We start from the raw sequence: 18,762 nt of genomic DNA on the forward strand, positions 1-18,762 counted from the left end.
GCCTGGTCATCGTCGCCCTGATTGTCCGTGGCGCCATGGCCTTCTATCAGGATTTCACGTCGCGCAAGTAGGCGGAACCGGTGTGGGCGAACCGTCGCCCGCGCAAATCTCAGGGGAAATCAGCATGAATCGTCCTTCCGCCTTTGCCGGCAAATCGAACCGTTTCATCTCTGCCAGCGTGCTCGCTGCCGTTGTCGGCCTGCTGCTGCTCACGATCGTGTTCGGCAGCTGGTACACCGTTGACCAGGGCGAACGCGGGGTCAAGCTGCGCTATGGCGCAATCGTCGGCATCGCCGAGCCCGGCCTAAACTTCAAGGTGCCCTTCGTCGATACGGTCGAACACGTGTCGGTACAGAATCAGACCATCCTCTACGACCGTGTCGAGTCCTACAGCAAGGATCAGCAGCCGGCCACGCTGCGTGTCTCGGTGAGCTATCGCGTACCCGAGTCCAGCGTCGAGGAACTCTATTCGCAATACGGCACGATCGAAAAGATGGTCGATCGCCTGGTCAGTCGCAAGCTGCCCGACGAGGTCAAGAACGTGTTCGGTCGCTATACGGCCATTTCGGCCATCCAGGATCGCACCCGGCTCGGAATCGATATCAACGAGACCCTGAAGAAATCGGTGGTCGGTCCGGTGACCATCGACAGCGTTCAAGTCGAGGACGTCACCTTTTCGGACGCCTACGAGCAGTCCATCGAGAAACGCATGATGGCCGAGGTCGAAATCCAGACCAAGCGTCAGAATCTGGAAACCGAACGCATCAATGCGGAAATCACCGTGACCCAGGCCAAGGCCCAGGCCGACTCGGCATTGGCCAAGGCGCAAGCCGAAGCCGAGGCGATTCGCGTCCGAGGTGTCGCTGAAGGCGATGCGATCAAGGCCCGCGGCGAGGCGCTCAAGCAGAATGCCATCCTCATTTCCCTGACCCAGGCCGAGAAGTGGAACGGCGTGTTGCCCACGACGATGGTGCCGGGCAATGCGGTACCGTTTCTCAACCTGAAACCAAACTCCGGCAACGACTGACGACTCATGCGGGCATTGCGTGCCAGGGCGGGATTTGCAAGGTGATCGACAAAGAACACCTTGCGGCCCGATCACACGGCTCGACGCGTCTGGCCCGGCTTGCCGGCCTGCTTCTTGCCATGGTCTTCAGTCCTGCCCTGGCCACTGACGTGCTGGTATTTGCGGCGGCCAGTCTGAAACCCGCGCTCGATACGATTCTCGAAACGCCAGCGGCGCAGGCGCTGGGCGAGGTCTCGGTGAGTTACGCGGCTACCTCGCAGCTGGCGCGCCAGATCGAACACGCGGCGCCGGCATCGCTTTTCATTTCGGCGGATCCGGAGTGGATGGATCATGTCGAACAACGCGGCCACATCGTACCCGGCACGCGCAGCAACCTGCTCAGGAATGCACTGGTGCTGGTCGCGCCGCAATCGAGCACCCTGGAACTGCGCATCGCGCCAGGTTTCGATCTTGTCGGCGCGCTTGGAAAGGATGGCCGACTGGCGATGGGCGAACCGGACAACGTTCCAGCCGGACGCTACGCCAGGGCCGCGCTGGTGTCGCTGGGCGTCTGGGCCAGTGTCGAATCGCGCATCGTGCCTGCCCTGCACGTACGTGCCGCGCTCAACTTCGTCGCGCGCAACGAGGCGCCACTCGGCATCGTCTACCGTTCCGATGCAGTCTCCGAGCCGAGAGTGCGCGTGATCGGCACGTTTGCCGAAACGACGCATCCAGCGATCGTCTATCCGGCAGCGCTGCTTGCCGGAGCTGACAATGATGCATCGCGCCGTCTGCTCGCCCTGCTCCATTCGGCGCAGGCAGCGGCGATATTCACCCGATACGGTTTCGACGTACCAAGCTCATGACGGGCCTGTCTCCTGCCGAATGGAGTGCCCTCGGCCTGAGCCTGCGCGTGGCCCTGATCAGTGTTGCGCTCTCCCTGCCGTTCGCGCTGGGGCTTGGTTGGCTGCTGTCGCGCAAGCGCTTTCCCGGTCGCCTGCTACTCGAGGCCCTGATGTTCCTGCCGCTCACCCTGCCGCCCGTTGTCACGGGCTACGCCCTGCTGGTCCTGTTCGGTCGCCACGGCTGGATCGGCGATGCCCTGGCCGAAATCGGCATCGTGTTTGCATTTCGCTGGACCGGTGCGGTGCTGGCGGCCGCCGTGATGGGATTTCCGCTGCTGGTACTTTCAACGCGCATTGCCTTTGACCAGGTCGACCAGCGCCTCGAACGCGCCGCGGAAAGCCTGGGGGCAAGTGCATGGCGGCGCTTCGTCACGATTGTCCTGCCGCTGTCGAGCCGCGGCATCATTGCCGGCTGCGTATTGGCATTCGCGCGCGCATTCGGCGAATTCGGCGCAACCATTACCTTTGTTTCGAGCATTCCGGGCGAAACCCGAACGCTGCCGATCGCCATCTACGAGTTGATGAACCTGTCGGGCGGCGAGTCCGGCGTGCAGCGGCTGACCATGGTCGCCTTTGTCGTCGCCTTTGGCGCAACAGCCGTGGCTGCCATTCTCGGCGGCGCACTGTGGGGGCGCCGACGCCGTGATTGAAGTCTCCCTTGCGCACGAGCTGCCGGATCTTTCCATTGAGGTCGAATTTGCGTCCCGCTCTCGCTGCCTTGCCCTGTTCGGCGATTCCGGTGCCGGCAAGACCACGATACTCAATGCCATCGCCGGTCTAGTCGATGTGCAGCGCGGGCGTATCGTGCTTGGCGAGCGTGTCGTGCTGGATCGGGCGCAGGGTATCGATATCGCGCCGCGCGATCGCGAGGTCGGCTACGTGTTCCAGGATGGACGCCTGTTTCCGCACTTGAGCGTGCGCGCGAACCTGACTTATGGCGCGCGCGCGCGGCAACGCGCCGGCCAGGAGTTCGATCATGTTGTCGAATTGCTGGAACTCGGCGCGTTGCTCGGTCGCCGACCGCCGAATCTTTCGGGCGGTGAACGCCAGCGCGTCGCGATCGGCCGCGCCCTGATTGCCGAACCGCGGATCCTGCTGCTCGACGAACCGCTGACCGGACTGCACCGCGAGGCCCGGGTTCAGGTGCTCGAACACCTGCGTCGTCTCAAGCAGGAGCTGCGCGTCAGTACGGTGCTGGTTTCGCATCAGGCCGACGAAGTCCGCGCCCTGGCCGACGAGGTCGTCCTGCTTCAGGCGGGACGCATGGTCGGGCACATCGACGTCGATGCATTTGCCGGAAGCAGGCTGCCGGGCTGACAGACCGTGGTGTGGCGCGGCCCGTCCCGCTGGAGCCTTTTCTGCCTGCGCCCAACACGCTACGCTAGGGATATTCGAACGATCGTTTGAGGAATCCCATGAAACTGCATGCCCTGCTCCTTGTCGGTATCGCCTCGCTCGTCCTCGTCGCCTGCGGCAGCGGCCCGGTCAAGCGGGTCAGTCCGCCGACCGCCAGCATCCAGGAATTGACCATTCAACCGGATGGCAGCTGGAACTTGAAGATCCGGGTGCAGAATTTCAGCAACGTGCCGATGACGTTCAGCGCGATCAGCGCCGGGCTGGAAGTGAATGGCATCGCGGCTGGACGCGTGGACCGCGCGCTTGCCCTCGACGTACCGGGTGAAAGTGCCGACATTTTTTCGGCAACGCTGAGCCCCACCGCGACAGTGCGCCCCGGCGACACCGACCTCGCCTACCGGCTGCACGGAAACATCGAAAGCAGCGAGCCGGCCGGCAAGTTCAATTTCGAGCGCAAGAGCCGCCTGTCGCCGACACCGGGCCTGCCGGGCACCTGGCGCTGAATAAAGCGCACCGCCTGCTGAAAGCACCATACTCCCCATTCAGGAATTGACATGACCCAGTACACCGCACCGCTCAAGGACATCCGTTTCGCGCTCAACGAAGTCCTCGGCGCCGAAGCCCTGTTCCAGCGCCTGCCCGGCTTCGAATCCGCCACACCCGACATCGTCGACGCCGTGCTTGAGGAAGCCGCCCGCTTTGCCGAGCAGGTCCTGGCGCCGATCAATTTCAGCGCCGACCAGGAAGGCTGCACGCTGGACAAGGCCAGCGCCAGCGTGCGCACGCCGGAAGGATTCAAGAACGCCTATGCGAAGTATGTGGAGGGCGGCTGGCCGGCCCTGACCATTCCGGCCGAATTCGGCGGCCAGGAACTTCCCGAGACGATCGGCGTGATCTTCAAGGAACTCATCGATGCGGCCAACATGTCATGGAGCAATTTCCCGATGCTCTCGCATGGCGCGTGCGAGGCACTCAAGGTACATGGCGAGAAGTGGCAGCAGGACGCGTTCCTGACGCCGATCACCGAAGGCCGCTGGACCGGCACCATGTGTCTCACCGAACCCCAGTGCGGGACCGACCTGGGCCTGCTCAAGACGCGCGCCGAGCCCAATGCCGACGGCAGCTATCGCATCAGCGGCACCAAGATCTTCATCACCGCCGGCGAGCACGACCTGACCGACAACATCGTGCATCTGGTGCTGGCGAGACTGCCCGATGCGCCGCCCGGGGTGAAAGGCATCTCCCTGTTCATCGTGCCGAAGTTCAAGGTCGACAAGCAGGGCAAGGTCGGCGAACGCAACACGCTGGCGGTCGGCTCGATCGAGCACAAGATGGGCATCCACGCCTCGGTCACCTGCGTCATGAATTTCGACCAGGCCGAGGGCTGGCTGATTGGCGGGCCGAACAAGGGGCTCAACGCGATGTTCACCATGATGAACACGGCGCGCATGGCGGTCGGCGTGCAAGGTCTCGGCCTGATCGAGCGCGGTTACCAGAACTCGCTGGACTACGCGCGCAATCGCCTGCAGATGCGTTCCGCCACCGGACCGAAATTCCCCGACAAGCCGGCCGACCCCCTGATCGTGCACGCGGATGTCAGGCGCATGCTGCTGACCCAGAAATCGTTTGCCGAAGGCTGCCGCGTGCTTGCCCTGTACGCCTACATGCAGCACGACATTTCCACCCACGCGCCTACCGAAGAAGAGCGCAGGCGCGGCGAGGAACTGGTTTCGTTCCTGACCCCGATCGTCAAGGGCCTGCTGACCGAACTGGCCCAGGAATCGACCTACGACGCGGTCCAGATCTATGGCGGCCACGGCTTCATCACCGAGACCGGAGTCGAACAGTTTTCGCGCGATGCACGCATCACCACGCTCTACGAAGGAACCACCCAGATCCAGGCCAACGACCTGCTTGGCCGCAAGATCCTGCATCTGCAGGGCGCCGGCCTCAAGCACTTCCTGGGCGAGATATCCGAGTTCTGCCAGACCCACACCAGCAAGCCCGGCATGGGCGAATTCATCGCCCCGCTGGCCATCGTGACCAAGGAGTGGAGCGACCTGACCCAGGAAATCGCCAAGAACGCGCACTCGGCCCCCGACGAAGTCGGTGCGGCGGCGGTCGACTATCTTTTCTATTCGGGCTACGTCGCGCTGGCCTATTGCTGGGCGCGCAGCATTGCCGCGCTGGAGGGATCCGCCCAGACTGAAGAGTTCAAGGAAGCGAAGCGGCACACTGCGCGCTTCTACTTCACTCGCATACTGCCGCGAATCCACACCCACGGTGCCGCAATTCGCGCCGGTGCGGATACACTGATGGCCATGCCTGCCGAGCAGTTCGGCTGATCGTTCAATGACAAACCCCAGGGGATAGTTAGATGGACTCGGTTGCCAACATCCACATTCGTCTCGCCGATACCGACGACGACGAATTCATTCTCGGCCTGGTCAATCGTTTCGTCGAAGGATTCGAACTTCCCCCCTGGCGTCGGCCCGGCGAATGTGCCGAGCATATCCGCCTCGATATCGCCCGGCATCTCTACGATCAGCCACCAGGCGCGCACGTATTCGTGGCCGAGAACGACGAAGGCGAACGCGTCGGCTTCATCCACCTGCAGACGATGAAGGATTTCTTCAGCGATGCGCAGGTCTGCCACATTTCCGATATCGCCGTGGACAAGAAGCACGATGGCGAGGGCGTGGGCCGGGCCCTGCTTGAATATGCCGAGCGCTGGTCGCGCGAGCATCGCTATCGACACCTGCAATTGTCGGTGTTCGAGGGCAACAGGCGCGCTCGTGAACTCTACGAACAATGTGGCTTTGGCATCGAACTGGTGCGCATGGTCAAGCCGCTGCGTTGAGCGGGTCCCTTGAACGGAATCGCCCACACCCGCATCGCGGCGTTCAGTGCGAGGCGTGGCGTCCTTCCGGTAGCATCCAGACGACGCCCAGCCGCACACCCCAGCGCGGGATGACCGCGTCGTCGGGCGACACGGCTGTCCAGGCGACCTCGGCCGAAAAATTGAACGTCTGCTGGCCGATTTTTGTGATGCGCCCCACCTGGAAAGCCAGTGGCACCGTCGCCTCACTGCGCTTCCAGTCCCAGATGATGTTGAAGTCGCCGGCGCCGAAATACCAATCGCCACGCAGGTAGTTGATGATGGGCTGGATCTGCAACTGGGAGACGCCGGGGCGATCGCCATCTCCCGCGACAGAAACCGGATTTTGCACGACCGCCCCAATCTGCCAGTTCTTTTTCCTGTAGTAGACGACCGTAAACGCCGGACCCAACTGGTACTTCCCCGAGCCGAGCTGGTCGTCGGCCGCCGTGGGCAGAACCATCGTGAAGCCGCCGCCCCAGATGCCCCATTCCCTCGCGGACGGCACAAAAAGATCAAAGAAGCTGATGTCGCCCAGTCCGCGTGCGTGGTCGGGATGGGGCGTGGAAAGCACCGGAACCGTCAACCTGACGACCTGCTCGACCGGAATGACATCCGACTTGGGGATGGGCAGGACCGGCTGGAAATTGAGCAGGTTGTAGCTCCCTCCTGCATTGCGCACCGAGGCCGCATGGAAGTCGGTCAGCTGCAGCTGGACAAGGGGTGCCGTGGGGTCGCCCGCCTGCGCGGTCAGCGATTCGCCATGCTTGTGGACACGCGTCTGCGTGCTTCCGGATTCCGAGTCCTTTCCCTCGGGCGTTGCCTGCGCCGCCGGCTTCGGGGTATCGGCACTGGATTCCGAGCCCTGCCTCGCCATCGCCGGCCTGAGCGCGAGCGACGCGGCCAACACCAGCGCGGCCACGGCGGCAGCGACGCAGCGCATCGACCGGTCCATCGGGGAGGCTGACGCGCGCACCGCTCCCGGTCCGAAGGATGGCAGGGACATGGAACCCTTGTGTCTACCGGAATTCATAGCACGGGAAAAGCGGAGTCGCCTGACTTTCGGAACGGACGGATGAGCCGACGCAAGTATACCCTTCCGTGTGTCCCCGATTCAGCGCAGGTCTGCCACACTCCGATATCGCCGTGGACAAGAAGCACGATGGCGAGGGCGTCGGCCGGGCCCTGCTTGAATATGCCTAACGCTGGTCGCGCGAGCATCGCTATCGACACCTGCAGTTGTCGGTGTTCGAGGGCAACAGGCGCGCTCGTGAACTCTACGAACAATGTGGTTTTGGCATCGAACTGGTGCGCATGGTCAAGCCGCTGCGCTAGGGCAACGCTGAACAAGTGGCGCAACCGTCACGATGTCTGTCTGCGTGCAGATCGCGGCGCGCTGACGCAGATGGACCGGCCGTCTCGGCAACTGCTCCTGCGTTGCTCTACCTCCTGCATCCATACAGTCGCTTCAAGGCAGCGCAACAAGAAGCTGCGCACTGACAGGAGTCGCCTGACCGATTGTTTCTCCACTGAAACAGGTGGCTTTCAGCAGGCCCGCCGGCCGCACCGCGAGTCTTGCCAAGGCCACCCGCTTTCACTTCGCCTCGCAGCACGACTGGCAGACCTTCTGAATGCCATGACGATTGTGCCACTTGTTCAGCGTTGCCCTCGGCCCCAGCCTGGCCAGAGCGGGGCCGTCAAGCCGGGCAATTGCACGCCAATCGTTCCGTCCAGCAGGTGTTCTGGAGCAGGGTTGTTGCACAAATGCCATGAACTTGGTCTATGCTGCGGCTCGCGCGATGCCTGTCGCCAATCGGAGCCCGGTTGGCGGTCGTTCCCCCAAAAGGAGCCTTGAATGCTGGCCGAAGTGCGAACAATCGGAACAATCCATGGGACGCGGGTGCTGTCGCTGGACGCCAGCGGCCGGATCATGGACTGGATTTCCTGGCAGGACGCCACCTGCCTGTATGTCCGCGGCGTCGTTTCCTGGACGCTCGGCGACCCTTGCCTGACCATTCACGGTGGCACCAATCGGCATACCGGCGAGCAAAGCACGCTCGACCTGCATCCGATCGTGGCCACCACAGGCCATGCGCGACATGGCGCCATCGACCCGGCACCCGCACTGACCAATGTCGCCCTGTTCGCCCGTGACCGCATGATCTGCATGTACTGCGGCACGCACTACTCGCGCGGCGAACTGACCCGTGATCATGTCATTCCGATTTCGAAGGGTGGCCGCGACATCTGGCAAAACGTCGTCACGGCCTGCCTGCACTGCAACGTGAAAAAAGGTTCGCGCACGCCGCAACAGGCGCACATGCCCCTGCTCGCCGTACCCTACCGGCCAAGCTGGGTCGAACATCTGATCCTGTCGAACCGCAACATCCTCGCTGACCAGATGGAGTTTCTGGTCAACCACCTGCCGAAGAAGCGACGCCCGACCTGACAGGCTGTTCGCGGTTCGCGGTTCGCGGTTCGCTCCCTCTCCCCCCGGGAGAGGGCTGGGGTGAGGGTACGAAGTGCCGAGAGATCCACTCCTGGAGCCTGATCCCGGGTAACGACCATCTGCCCACGGACCAGAGTCGCTGTAGTTCGTCGGCAAGTGTCTCAGGCCCGAGAAAATCTCTCCCCACGGCGTGCAGGAAATGCGGAGATCGGCGCGCGTGCGTACCCTCACCCCAACCCTCTCCCGAGGGGAGAGGGAGAAAATCGGCAGTCTCTAGTCCTTCCTCATCCAGCGCTGCTGATACAGATCATGGCGGCGGTCCTTGAGGTTCTGCACGGTGCCGTTGTTGCGGGCACGGGCGAGATCCTCGAGGCGCAGGTCGGCCCACAGCACCATCTCGGTGTTCGGCGTCGAATCGGCGGCGATGCCGTCGCGTGCGAAAGGAAAATCGCACGGAGTGAGGATGCAGCTCTGGGCGTACTGGATATCGAAGTTGTGCACGCCGGGCAGGTTGCCGACATTGCCCGAAAGCACTACATAGCACTGGTTTTCCACCGCGCGTGCCTGGGCGCAGTAGCGCACGCGCAGATAGCTCTGGCGCTCGTCCGTGCAGAACGGCACGAACAGGATCAGTGCGCCCTGGTCGACCAGGTGGCGGGCCAGCTCGGGAAATTCCGAGTCGTAGCAGATCATCACGCCGATCGGGCCGCAGTCGGTCTGGATAGTCGAAGCCCCGTGGCCCCCCTTGATGCCCCACCAGGTACGCTCGTTGGGCGTAGGATGGATCTTCTCCTGCTCATGCACCGAGCCATCCCGCAGGCACACGTAGCAGATGTTGCGCATCGCGCCATTCGCGTTCTCGGTGGGATGCGAGCCGCCGATGATGTTGATGTTGTAGCGCACGGCCAGGCTACTGAAGAGTTCCTTCACCTGGGCGGTGTATTCGGTAAGCCGGCGCACGGCTTCTACGGACGGCAGCGGAGAATTCTCGATCGACAGCAATTGCAGGGTCATCAACTCCGGAAAGACAACGAAGTCCGATTCGTAACTGGCTGCGATGTCGACGAAATAGTCGACCTGGTGCGCAAACTCGTCGAAGCTCCGGATGCGTCGCTGCTGGTACTGCACGGTCGCGACGCGCACGCGGTCGGGCAGGCCCTTCGAATTGAACGGGGTCGGTGTCTTCGGCTGGTCATGCCGATCCGGATTGCGCCAGGCCAGATGCGCGGCATAGCCCATCGACTCGCGATCGCCAGGCACATAATGCTCGAGCACGCCGATCAGCTCGAATCCGTTACGCAGCTGGAAGCTCATGGTCGGATCCCGATGCCGTCCTTCGCGCACCGATTTCACATACGCATCCACCGAGCCGACTGCCTTGATGCGCTTTTCCAGTCCGGGCAGGCGCCCGCCAAAGACGATGCCGCGCAAACCCAGCTTCTGGCACAGCTTCTTGCGGGCGGCATACAGCCGGCGTCCGATGCGCAGGCCACGAAACTCGGGATCCACGCAGACATCCATGCCGTAGAGCCAGTCGCCCTCGGGATCGTGTCGCGATGCATAGCCGCTGCCGGTGATCTCGTTCCAGCTGTGTGCAGCCATGGCCGGCGCTTCGTCGATGCGGAAGGTTGCGCAGAAACCGACGATCCTGCCGTCGTACTCGGCGACGAACTGGCCGGCCGGGAACTGGGCCTGCTGGCCTCGCAGCATGTCCGCAGAATGGCCCCAGACCTCTCCGTAGACCTTGGCCGTGAGCTGGACCAGGGCCTCGATGTCGCCGAGTTCGGCGTTGCGCAGGACGAGCTTGGCCTTGTCTTGATTGGGCATGGGGTTGGGGTTCCTTGTCGACTTTCGATCGGCCTAGTCTGACAAGTTTTTTCGGTCTGCACCGCGCCGATGCGTTTACAGTGCGGCAAAGCGACACTCCCTGACCGGTTCTGGAACGCGCCCGTCATGGTGCCGACATGCCCTCCCAGGGGCCTTTCTGCGCAAGGATTTCCTGCCAACCATCGCTGAATGACCCGAATTCGCCCGCACGATTCCCCGAGACATTCCTTGCCCCGCCCGTTCGGGTAGCCGAAAATGGGCCTCTGTCTGATGTCCTGGCCCACGATGATCGATTCCGCCCGCTACCCGCGCCTTTCGCGCATCGACTCTCCTGCCCGATTGCGCGAGTTCCCCGAACACGAGCTGGGCGCGATTGCGCGTGAAGTGCGCGACTACCTGATCCAGTCGGTCGCCAGCTCGGGAGGGCACTTCGGTGCCGGCCTCGGTGTCGTCGAGCTGACCGTGGCCCTGCACTACCTGTACGACACGCCGACCGACCGCCTGGTCTGGGATGTCGGCCACCAGTGCTATCCGCACAAGATCCTGACTGGCCGCCGCGACCGCATCACCACGGTCAAGAAGAAGCATGGCCTGGCCCCGTTCCCCCGGCGCGAGGAAAGCGAGTACGACACCTTCGGGGTCGGCCACTCCTCGACGTCGATCAGTGCCGCGCTGGGCATGGCCATCGCGGCGCAGGGCAAGGAAGACCCGCGCAAGATCGTCGCCGTCATCGGTGACGGCGCGATGACTGCCGGCATGGCCTACGAAGCGCTCAATCATGGCGGCGACGTCAAGCCCGACATGCTCGTGATCCTCAACGACAACCAGATGTCGATCAGCGAAAACGTTGGCGCGCTGACCCAGATGCTGGCTCGACTGATGTCCAGTCGCACGCTCAATCGGATGCGTGAGGGCGGCAAGAAGATGATGAAGCGCGAGGGCTTCCTGTGGCGCTTCATGAAGCGCTGGGAAGAACACGCCAAGGGCATGTTCATGCCCAGCACCCTGTTCGAGGAACTCGGTTTCCACTACACCGGACCGATCGACGGTCATGATCTGCCGCAACTGGTGCAGGCCCTGCGCACCCTGAAGGAACTCAAGGGTCCGCAGCTGCTGCATGTGATCACGACCAAGGGCAAGGGCTACGCCCCCGCCGAGCGCCAGCAGATCGACTATCACGCGGTCGGGCCGTTCGATCCGGATAAGGGTCTTTCCAAGAAGGGCGCGGCCAGGCCGACCTATACGGAAGTCTTTGGCGACTGGCTGTGTGACCAGGCCGCCGCCGATCCGAAGCTGTACGCGATCACCCCGGCCATGCGCGAAGGTTCCGGTCTCGTGCGCTACTCGAAAGAATTCAGCGCGCGCTATTTCGATGTCGGTATTGCCGAACAGCATGCCGTCACCCTCGCCGCGGGCATGGCCTGCGAAGGCGCGAAGCCAGTCGTCGCCATCTATTCGACCTTCCTGCAACGTGCCTACGATCAATTGATCCACGATGTCGCCCTGCAGAATCTCGACGTGCTGTTCGCCATCGATCGCGGCGGCGTGGTCGGCCCGGATGGTGCCACCCATGCAGGCAGCTTCGATCTCTCCTATCTGCGTTGCATTCCGAACATGCTGGTCATGGCGCCGGCAGACGAGAACGAGTGCCGGCAGATGCTGAGCACCGGGTACCAACATGTCGGCCCGGCCGCCGTGCGCTACCCGCGTGGGAGCGGACCGGGAGCCGCCATCAGCACGGAGCTTACAAGCCTGCCGATCGGCAAGGCCGAACTGCGCAGGAATGGCCAGGGCATTGCCCTGCTCGCCTTTGGTGCGCTGGTTGCACCGGCCACCCAGGTCGCCGAAACACTCGGCCTAACCGTGGTCAACATGCGCTTCGTAAAGCCACTCGATCAAGCCATGATCCTCGAACTGGCCGGCAGCCATGCCGCCCTGGTCACGCTCGAAGACAACGCCATCGCCGGCGGAGCCGGCGCGGGCGTGGCCGAACTATTGGCAGCGAACGGCATCAACCTGCCAATCCTGCATCTTGGTCTGGCCGACAGCTACCTCGAACATGCGAGTCGCGAGGAGTTGCTCGCCGAATCCGGACTCGACGCAGCCGGCATCGAGGCATCGATTCGTGGGCGCTTCAACGAGCTGATTCCGGTAGCGGCAATCCGCAGCACAGGTTGATCAGTTGCCTACCAAGGCAGGACCGGTTCTGCGTGCTGGTTCGCGAGCACAACAGGCGCGTTGAATCTGCCGGCACTGCGGGGTTCGCGAAGTGCAAACGGATTGCGCGCGATTGCTTGATCGCTCGGCTCGTATCCGGATCCAGCGGCAGTGAACTTTCCAATTGACGCCCAGGCCATTGCCTGCGGGCCAAACTACCGCGCTGGCGCGCCATTCATGAGCCTGGCAGTGGCGATGAATCGATTCCGCACTCACCTGCCACGACACACCGCGAAGGCACTCCTGTTTGCCGCTTTATGCCCATCGCTGCCAGCAGGCCTGATGCCAAACGCCTTGGCTGTCGCAACCATGGACGCTGGTACGCAAGCGGCACCACAACCGATAGCGGGTTTGGTGACGCGATACGACGGCGGCTTCGTGATCGAACTTGCATGGGATGCCGTCGACATGCACGCCAACGGCATCGTGATCGAACGCTGTTGGCCACAGGGTGCGAAATCGGTTTGCGAATTGGCAGCAGCATTGCATCCAGATGCCGTGGCACTGGAGTACCACGCAATCCAGCCATGGCGTTTCCGTGTGGCATCATTCAATGAACACGGGGTCTCGCCATTTTCACCGCTCTCACCCGTAGTCGGCGCAGAGCATGTGATTGATGCGAGCGATCCCGCGCCACTCAGTGCTGCCGACAGTATTCTCGCCCGACGTATCGTCGACGGCGCAGGAGACCCGTGGCGTTGCACTTCACCGCAGGCACTGATCGACGAAGGCTTGGCTCTGCTCGCGGTGCGCGAAGATGTTGATCTCTATCGAGGTCCAGCGGGCGAATGCGGGACCGGTGGCTGTCCTTACTCAAGTTATACGGTCACCGCTGGCTGCTACCACGTGCACGAGGCAGACCTGGGTCTGTACAGCCAGCCCCCCTACAGCGGCCGTCGCGCGGACGCAGGCGATGGATTGCGCATGTCGAATTCCTCAGGAAGGGCCTGCGAGGGGCACATGACATTGTTTCGAAACGATGTCGAGGTGGACGCCTACGCCTGGTTCAGCTGCTACGACGAGCATCTGCCGAACCTGCGCGTGCCGTTCAATCCACTCAATTTGCAGCGGCCCGACGTTCCGCGCTGAATTGCCCACTCGTGGAAGCCCCTCTTCCGGGTAGTGACGTTCAGGACATCCCACCGCTGATGCGGTCCCTGCCCGCGAAGTCTTTCCAGGTCCGGGTTTCGGAATAGCCGTGTGATCGCAGAATCGCGCGAACGCGATCACCCTGGTCGTATCCGTGTTCGAGCAACAGCCAGGCACCCCGGTTCATGTGTCCGGTTGCTGACTCGATGATTTCGCGAATGGCATCGAGGCCATCGCTTCCCGATGCCAATGCAGAGCGTGGTTCAAAGCGGAGGTCACCCTGGCCGAGATGGTCGTCTTCGGCTTCGATGTAGGGGGGATTGGAAACGATCAGATCGAAGAACTGACCCGCTAGTGCGTCGCACCAGTTCCCGTGTGCGAATTCGACGTTGCCGAATTCGAGCCGCGTCGCGTTTTCCCGGGCAACGACGAGCGCCGCTGTGCTGGCATCGGTTGCCAACACGCTGGCAAGCGGTCGCTCACTGGCAATGGCCAGTGCGACTGCGCCGGAGCCCGTACCGAGATCGGCCACCCGGAATTCACGGTCCTCGGGAATGCGTTCCAGCGCGAGCTCGACGAGCAGCTCGGTTTCGGGACGCGGAATCAGTACCTCGGGTGTGACCAGCAGATCCAGCGTCCAGAAACCACGATGCCCGATCAGGTAGGCGACCGGTTCGCCACGCTCGCGCGCCTGCATCAGTTGCCGGAATTTCACGATGGCTTCGGCATCGGGCGCGTCCTGTGAATGCGTGAACAACCATGCGCGATCGCGACCCAACGCATGGCCGAGCAGGATCTCGGCTTCGTGGCGTGCCTCGACTTCGCCGGGCGAGCTGTACTCGCCCAGCAGTTCACGAATCGTGCTCATCGATCCATCACGCGGCCGGCGGCGGTTGCGGTGGCAGGTCGATGGCGGGTTCCGGCGCCGCGACCCGCCAAGGCCGCCAGTAGCCGTCGCGCATCCACGCGGCAAAGCCGCTGCGCAACCAGCCCACGAGGGCCCATGCCAACCACAGCGCCCAGACCAACATGACAATGTTGTAGAACCACAGTGGCAGCGAGAGGACGCTCGCAGTCGGCAATGCATCAATACTGCGGTCAGAGAACCACTGCAGCTGACTTGCATACGATCCATTGCCGCGCACAACCATGTCCGGGGAACCGAGCAGGCCATTGCGTATGCTTTCAAACAGCCAAAGCAACGCAATCAGGGTCCAGAACGCCAATCCGATCTGGACGAGGTTGAATTTCCAGTTGACCTCGGTCTGGTAGCGCTCGCGCCAGTCAAGGGCAAACAACCAGCCAACCACGATCAGCAACGCGATCCACGAGAAGGTGGAGAAACCGAGCACGAGCAGCAGCCACTGATGGATACGCAGCGGCCCCTTGCGCCAACGCGCCAACAGCAATGCCAATACGATCGCGACCAGCAACTCACCCCAGAACAGGATGGCAGGACCTGCCGGCGGACCAAACGCGGCGAGCAGCCAGCGATCTGCAGGCAGATTGATGGCCAGGTTGATGTTGGCTGCCGGCAATCCCAATGAAACCTCCGGCGTGCGTGTCCACGCACCCAGCTCGGCGTCGTCCCTGAAACGGACGCTGTAGTTCTGCGTACCCGGATTGACCGGCAAGCTCAGCTTGCCATCCAGCACTCGGGCACCGATCGTCTCACCATCTCGAGTCACGCCGAGCAGCTCGGCCGCAGAGGGCAAGCTGATCGCCTGCTCCCCACCCTGGCTGGCGCGCAGGACGAATTGCAGGGTGTGGTTGCTTGCACGTACGCCGAATTCGCTGGCCAGGTTCAGGCTGTCTATGGCGCGCGTCGCACCTTCGACCGCAACAGGCTTGCTGATCTTCAGATCCAGCGACTCGCCGGGCAGAGGATGAAATTCGAAGATGTGAAATTCGCCGGACGAATCCGTTGAAGACGCCGATTCGGGAACACCGCCCAGCTCAAGATGCCAGGTAGGTCCGGCCAGGATGCGCCAGACTTCGGCATGGCCGTCCAGGGCCGGTGCGGTCAGGCGCAGACTGTCGGACTGATCGAGCGTGCTGTTCCATCCGGTCTGGCCTTCGCTATCGGCGAGACCGATGGTCACCTCTCCATCGCGCACCTTCAGCCCGGGCGTGGACACATGCTCGCCAGCCAGGGTCGGCAGGCCGATCGTGAAGCCACCCTCGCGTGGTGCAAGCCGCTCGACCAGCGTGGCGACCGTCCACTCGAGATCGAGATTCAGGGTGCGATACACGCGCACATACGGGGGAAAACGTTGTTCTGCCGTACTCGCCCCCTGCCCGCTGTCTTCGCGTGCGCGTGCGAGGTTGAGGGTTTCGGTGAGCAGTCGGTCGTCGGCGATGCCACTGGCCAGCCAGCCTTCGGCGGTGAAGGCGATCCGCTCCGGCGCCATCGGAAATGCGAGTTCGATACGATCGCCCAGAATCGTCGAGTCAAGTTCGACACGATGGACGCCGCGATCAAGTGCGATCCATGAATGTCCGTTTCTGCTAACAACAGCATCCCTGGCAACACCATCGACGCGAATGGATCGGATCGCAATCGAACCGGCATCGTCCGGCATCGGCACTGCAACGTGATCGAGCGCATGGATCTCGAGCACGACCTGCAGGCCGTCATCGGAGGCGGCAACCTGCGCATTGGCGATGTTCGCGCACTGTGGCGCGCATTGCGGCGGCTCGACCAGGCGGGCCTTCAGTTGTTCGAGCAGTTCTTCTGGCGGGAACTCCTGGGCCTGCGCGGCCGGCACAGTCGCCAACGACAGGCAAAGGAAGATCAGGCTTGCCTGGGCGGCCTTCGACGCGACCGGATTCCAGCGCAGGCGCACATCTCGCAGCAAGCGCCACAACAGCGCGGCAAGCACCATGACCATGATTACGCGCAGCAGGCGCACCAGCCACGGCGGCGCGATCAACAGGCGCACTTCCTGGTCGGGTAATACGGGACCGCTCCAGCCAAGCTGGTAGCGGGTGCCGAGTTGCCAGCCAGGCTCACCGCCACCGGTCTGCACCACCGTCGACTGGCTGTAGCGTTTGCTGAGCTTCTGTTCCCGGTAGTGGGGTGGGACAGACGATTTTTGTACTTCCATGCGACTGCGCATGGCTCCTGCCGACTCTTCGGGCCGCGGCGGCGGTGGCGGCGCTGCGGCCGGCATCGGCGCCGGAAGCGCTTCCATTTCCTGCGCATAATCGGCAGGCGCGTCCTGCATGGGTTCATTGTTGCTTGCGTAGTCGATGCTGGAGAACCCGTCTGCCTGGCCGTATCCGGCATAAGAAGGCTCCAGCTGCGGATAAAGGGCCTGGCGCAACTGGCCCGCGGCAAATGGCAGGGCCACCAGCAGCAACAGTACGACCGCGCCTGTGCGCAATGCACCGGCCACGCTGGACAGGCGCCCCTTGGGCAACAGGCGCGCGACCAGGGCCAGCACGATGACCGCAAGCAGGGTCCACAAGGGCGAGCCGCTTTCCTGATAGCCGAGCAACAGGAACACGGTCGTCAAAGCGCCGCCGATCCAGCCGAGCAGGCGCGAGGCGACCAGTACGATGATGGCGGCAAGAAACACGTCGAGCAGTGACCAACGCGACATCCAGCTGCCGCTGGCCCGATCGCTGCCGGGCGCGGCAATCAGTCGATAGCCGTAGGGCAGATGCAGGGTCGTCGAAACCTGGTCGAATGCCTGGCTCCAGCCCGAGATCGGCATCCTGCCCTGGGTCGCATCGATGCGCACGCCGGCATTGAGATCCACGCGCGAGTTGCGCCACTCGACACCACTCATGCCGGCCTCGGCACCTCGGGTGACCAGCAGTGCGTCATCGCTGTCGCTGCCCGCCTGCGCCCGTTGCAATTCGAACGGCTCGGCGACATCGAAGCGCCATCCATTCAACATCTGTCCACTGATCCGATCCCGCGCGAACCAGCCATCGCCCGAGAAATCGAGCCAGGCTTCACGGCGAAGCTCGAGTCGATTGGCAACATCGGCATCAAGACCGCGCGAACGCTGTTCGATGGTCAGGTTTTCACCGTTGTTCAAGGCGAATGCGGGCAGGTTGCTCCATGCGCCAGGCACGTCGGCCTGACGCGGGTCGACTTGTATCGCTCCGCTGATCGAGGTAACGCGCAGCGAAGGCACCGACTCGTAACTCCAGATTTCCTGTGCAGCCCAGTTGGATTCCGGAAATCGTGCAACCAGCTTGTCGACCGGGACCGAGGCCCTGGCAGTCAGCGTGACGGTATTGCTGCCGGGCTGCACCTGGACATGCAGCGATCCCTGGTCATCCAGCCGGGCCGGCCATTGCTGACTGACCAGGGCCAGCGGCACGAAACCTTCGGGCAAGACCGGGCCAAATGATTCCTCGCGCGCCTGCCCCGAAGCGTTGATACGGATCTGGGTCGTCAGTTCGCCAGGAATCTCATCCCTGAACTTGCGGAATACGCGAAGGTCGATGCTGTCGGCTTCGATTGCCAGGGCCTTGCCGCGACCGAGTGTGAGCTGGTTTCCGGCGCGCTGCAGAGGAGCAACCGGCTTGCCATCCACAACGAGAGATACAAGCGCAATTTCTACCGGCACCTGCACGGTCTGCGGCCGCTCCGACCAGAGCAGGCGCGCCCGCAGCTGATGCCGTCCGGCCTGCATCCAGAGCATTGGCCCGTTGCGATCGACGACCGGTGATGGCTTGCCATCGACGCTAACCTGCTGCGGCCAGTGCTGATGGCTGCCGGGCAATGGCACCCATGCATCGATGTCGACCTGCCAACTCTGAGTCAGCGTGGCACCTTGCGCGTCGGCGGCAATCTCCAGCGTGCCCGGCCAGATACAGGCAAAGTCAGCGGCGGCATTCGCCTGCGTTCCGGCGATCAGCGGGCATGCGCGGAACTCCTGATCCTTGAGCACCCATTGGCGCCACGCATCGAGATTGGCTGGCGCCCCGGGCGCGGCGGCCTGTGCCGAAACTCCGACGATCAGAAACAGGCATACGATCAAGGCACGCATGAGCGACTCCCTTCAGTTCGGTCTGG

The 18,762-nt window shown here is 63.1% G+C and carries 15 protein-coding genes and 1 pseudogene; 12 read left to right on the forward strand and 4 right to left on the reverse strand.

Going from position 1 to position 18,762, the window contains the following annotated elements; translation table 11 throughout:
• The first annotated feature begins 124 nt into the window (after positions 1 to 124).
• The 7 genes from R3F00_RS02910 to R3F00_RS02940 all read left to right on the forward strand — a co-directional run bounded on the left by R3F00_RS02910 (position 125) and on the right by R3F00_RS02940 (position 6,127).
• On the forward strand, positions 125 to 1,027 hold the full coding sequence (locus tag R3F00_RS02910; protein ID WP_371280203.1) for an SPFH domain-containing protein: 903 nt from the start codon (positions 125 to 127) through the stop codon (positions 1,025 to 1,027).
• 41 nt (positions 1,028 to 1,068) lie between these two features.
• Entirely contained in the window at positions 1,069 to 1,872 is an 804-nt protein-coding gene (modA, locus tag R3F00_RS02915; protein ID WP_371280204.1) for a molybdate ABC transporter substrate-binding protein, read from the forward strand.
• Entirely contained in the window at positions 1,869 to 2,561 is a 693-nt protein-coding gene (gene modB, locus R3F00_RS02920; protein ID WP_371280205.1) for a molybdate ABC transporter permease subunit, read from the forward strand. The genes modA and modB overlap by 4 nt, the downstream gene beginning before the upstream one ends.
• Positions 2,554 to 3,228 (forward strand): ATP-binding cassette domain-containing protein, encoded by a 675-nt coding sequence (locus R3F00_RS02925; RefSeq protein ID WP_371280206.1) that lies wholly within the window; start codon positions 2,554 to 2,556, stop codon positions 3,226 to 3,228. Before modB ends, R3F00_RS02925 begins: the two co-directional genes overlap by 8 nt.
• A 98-nt stretch (positions 3,229 to 3,326) precedes the next feature.
• The gene (locus R3F00_RS02930) at positions 3,327 to 3,770 is read left to right on the forward strand and encodes a hypothetical protein (RefSeq protein WP_371280207.1); all 444 of its coding nucleotides are present in this window, start codon (positions 3,327 to 3,329) and stop codon (positions 3,768 to 3,770) included.
• Positions 3,771 to 3,821: 51 nt separating this feature from the next.
• Complete coding sequence (locus R3F00_RS02935; protein ID WP_371280208.1) at positions 3,822 to 5,612, forward strand: acyl-CoA dehydrogenase C-terminal domain-containing protein; 1,791 nt, start codon at positions 3,822 to 3,824, stop codon at positions 5,610 to 5,612.
• A gap of 32 nt (positions 5,613 to 5,644) precedes the next feature.
• Complete coding sequence (locus R3F00_RS02940) at positions 5,645 to 6,127, forward strand: N-acetyltransferase family protein (protein ID WP_371280209.1); 483 nt, start codon at positions 5,645 to 5,647, stop codon at positions 6,125 to 6,127.
• Between the two features lie 43 nt (positions 6,128 to 6,170).
• Here R3F00_RS02940 and R3F00_RS02945 read toward each other — a convergent pair whose 3' ends face one another.
• Positions 6,171 to 7,088 carry a hypothetical protein gene (locus R3F00_RS02945; RefSeq protein ID WP_371280210.1) on the reverse strand — a complete coding sequence of 306 codons (918 nt, stop codon included), beginning with the start codon at positions 7,086 to 7,088 and terminating at the stop codon, positions 6,171 to 6,173.
• Positions 7,089 to 7,246: 158 nt separating this feature from the next.
• On the opposite strand from R3F00_RS02945, the gene R3F00_RS02950 reads away from it, so the two are divergent.
• The 3 genes and pseudogenes from R3F00_RS02950 to R3F00_RS02960 all read left to right on the forward strand — a co-directional run bounded on the left by R3F00_RS02950 (position 7,247) and on the right by R3F00_RS02960 (position 8,594).
• Positions 7,247 to 7,348, forward strand: coding sequence for a GNAT family N-acetyltransferase (locus tag R3F00_RS02950; RefSeq protein WP_371280211.1), 102 nt, complete (start codon positions 7,247 to 7,249; stop codon positions 7,346 to 7,348).
• A gap of 12 nt (positions 7,349 to 7,360) precedes the next feature.
• A pseudogene (locus tag R3F00_RS02955) lies at positions 7,361 to 7,480 on the forward strand (GNAT family N-acetyltransferase); the annotation flags it as partial.
• A 520-nt stretch (positions 7,481 to 8,000) separates the two neighbouring features.
• Positions 8,001 to 8,594 carry an HNH endonuclease gene (locus R3F00_RS02960; RefSeq protein WP_371280212.1) on the forward strand — a complete coding sequence of 198 codons (594 nt, stop codon included), beginning with the start codon at positions 8,001 to 8,003 and terminating at the stop codon, positions 8,592 to 8,594.
• Between the two features lie 273 nt (positions 8,595 to 8,867).
• On the opposite strand, the gene R3F00_RS02965 is transcribed toward R3F00_RS02960, so the two are convergent.
• On the reverse strand, positions 8,868 to 10,421 hold the full coding sequence (locus tag R3F00_RS02965; protein WP_371280213.1) for a GNAT family N-acetyltransferase: 1,554 nt from the start codon (positions 10,419 to 10,421) through the stop codon (positions 8,868 to 8,870).
• Between the two features lie 285 nt (positions 10,422 to 10,706).
• Here R3F00_RS02965 and dxs point away from each other — a divergent pair, with 285 nt between their 5' ends.
• Together dxs and R3F00_RS02975 are read left to right on the forward strand one after the other, a co-directional pair.
• The gene (gene dxs / locus R3F00_RS02970) at positions 10,707 to 12,599 is read left to right on the forward strand and encodes a 1-deoxy-D-xylulose-5-phosphate synthase (protein WP_371280307.1); all 1,893 of its coding nucleotides are present in this window, start codon (positions 10,707 to 10,709) and stop codon (positions 12,597 to 12,599) included.
• A gap of 150 nt (positions 12,600 to 12,749) precedes the next feature.
• Complete coding sequence (locus tag R3F00_RS02975; protein ID WP_371280214.1) at positions 12,750 to 13,727, forward strand: hypothetical protein; 978 nt, start codon at positions 12,750 to 12,752, stop codon at positions 13,725 to 13,727.
• Positions 13,728 to 13,767: 40 nt separating this feature from the next.
• On the opposite strand, the gene prmC is transcribed toward R3F00_RS02975, so the two are convergent.
• Complete coding sequence (prmC, locus tag R3F00_RS02980; protein ID WP_371280215.1) at positions 13,768 to 14,595, reverse strand: peptide chain release factor N(5)-glutamine methyltransferase; 828 nt, start codon at positions 14,593 to 14,595, stop codon at positions 13,768 to 13,770.
• Positions 14,596 to 14,602: 7 nt separating this feature from the next.
• Positions 14,603 to 18,736, reverse strand: coding sequence for a hypothetical protein (locus tag R3F00_RS02985; RefSeq protein ID WP_371280216.1), 4,134 nt, complete (start codon positions 18,734 to 18,736; stop codon positions 14,603 to 14,605).
• Positions 18,737 to 18,762 lie beyond the last annotated feature (26 nt).

The organism is Dokdonella sp., assembly GCF_041395345.1.
GTDB lineage: Bacteria > Pseudomonadota > Gammaproteobacteria > Xanthomonadales > Rhodanobacteraceae > Dokdonella.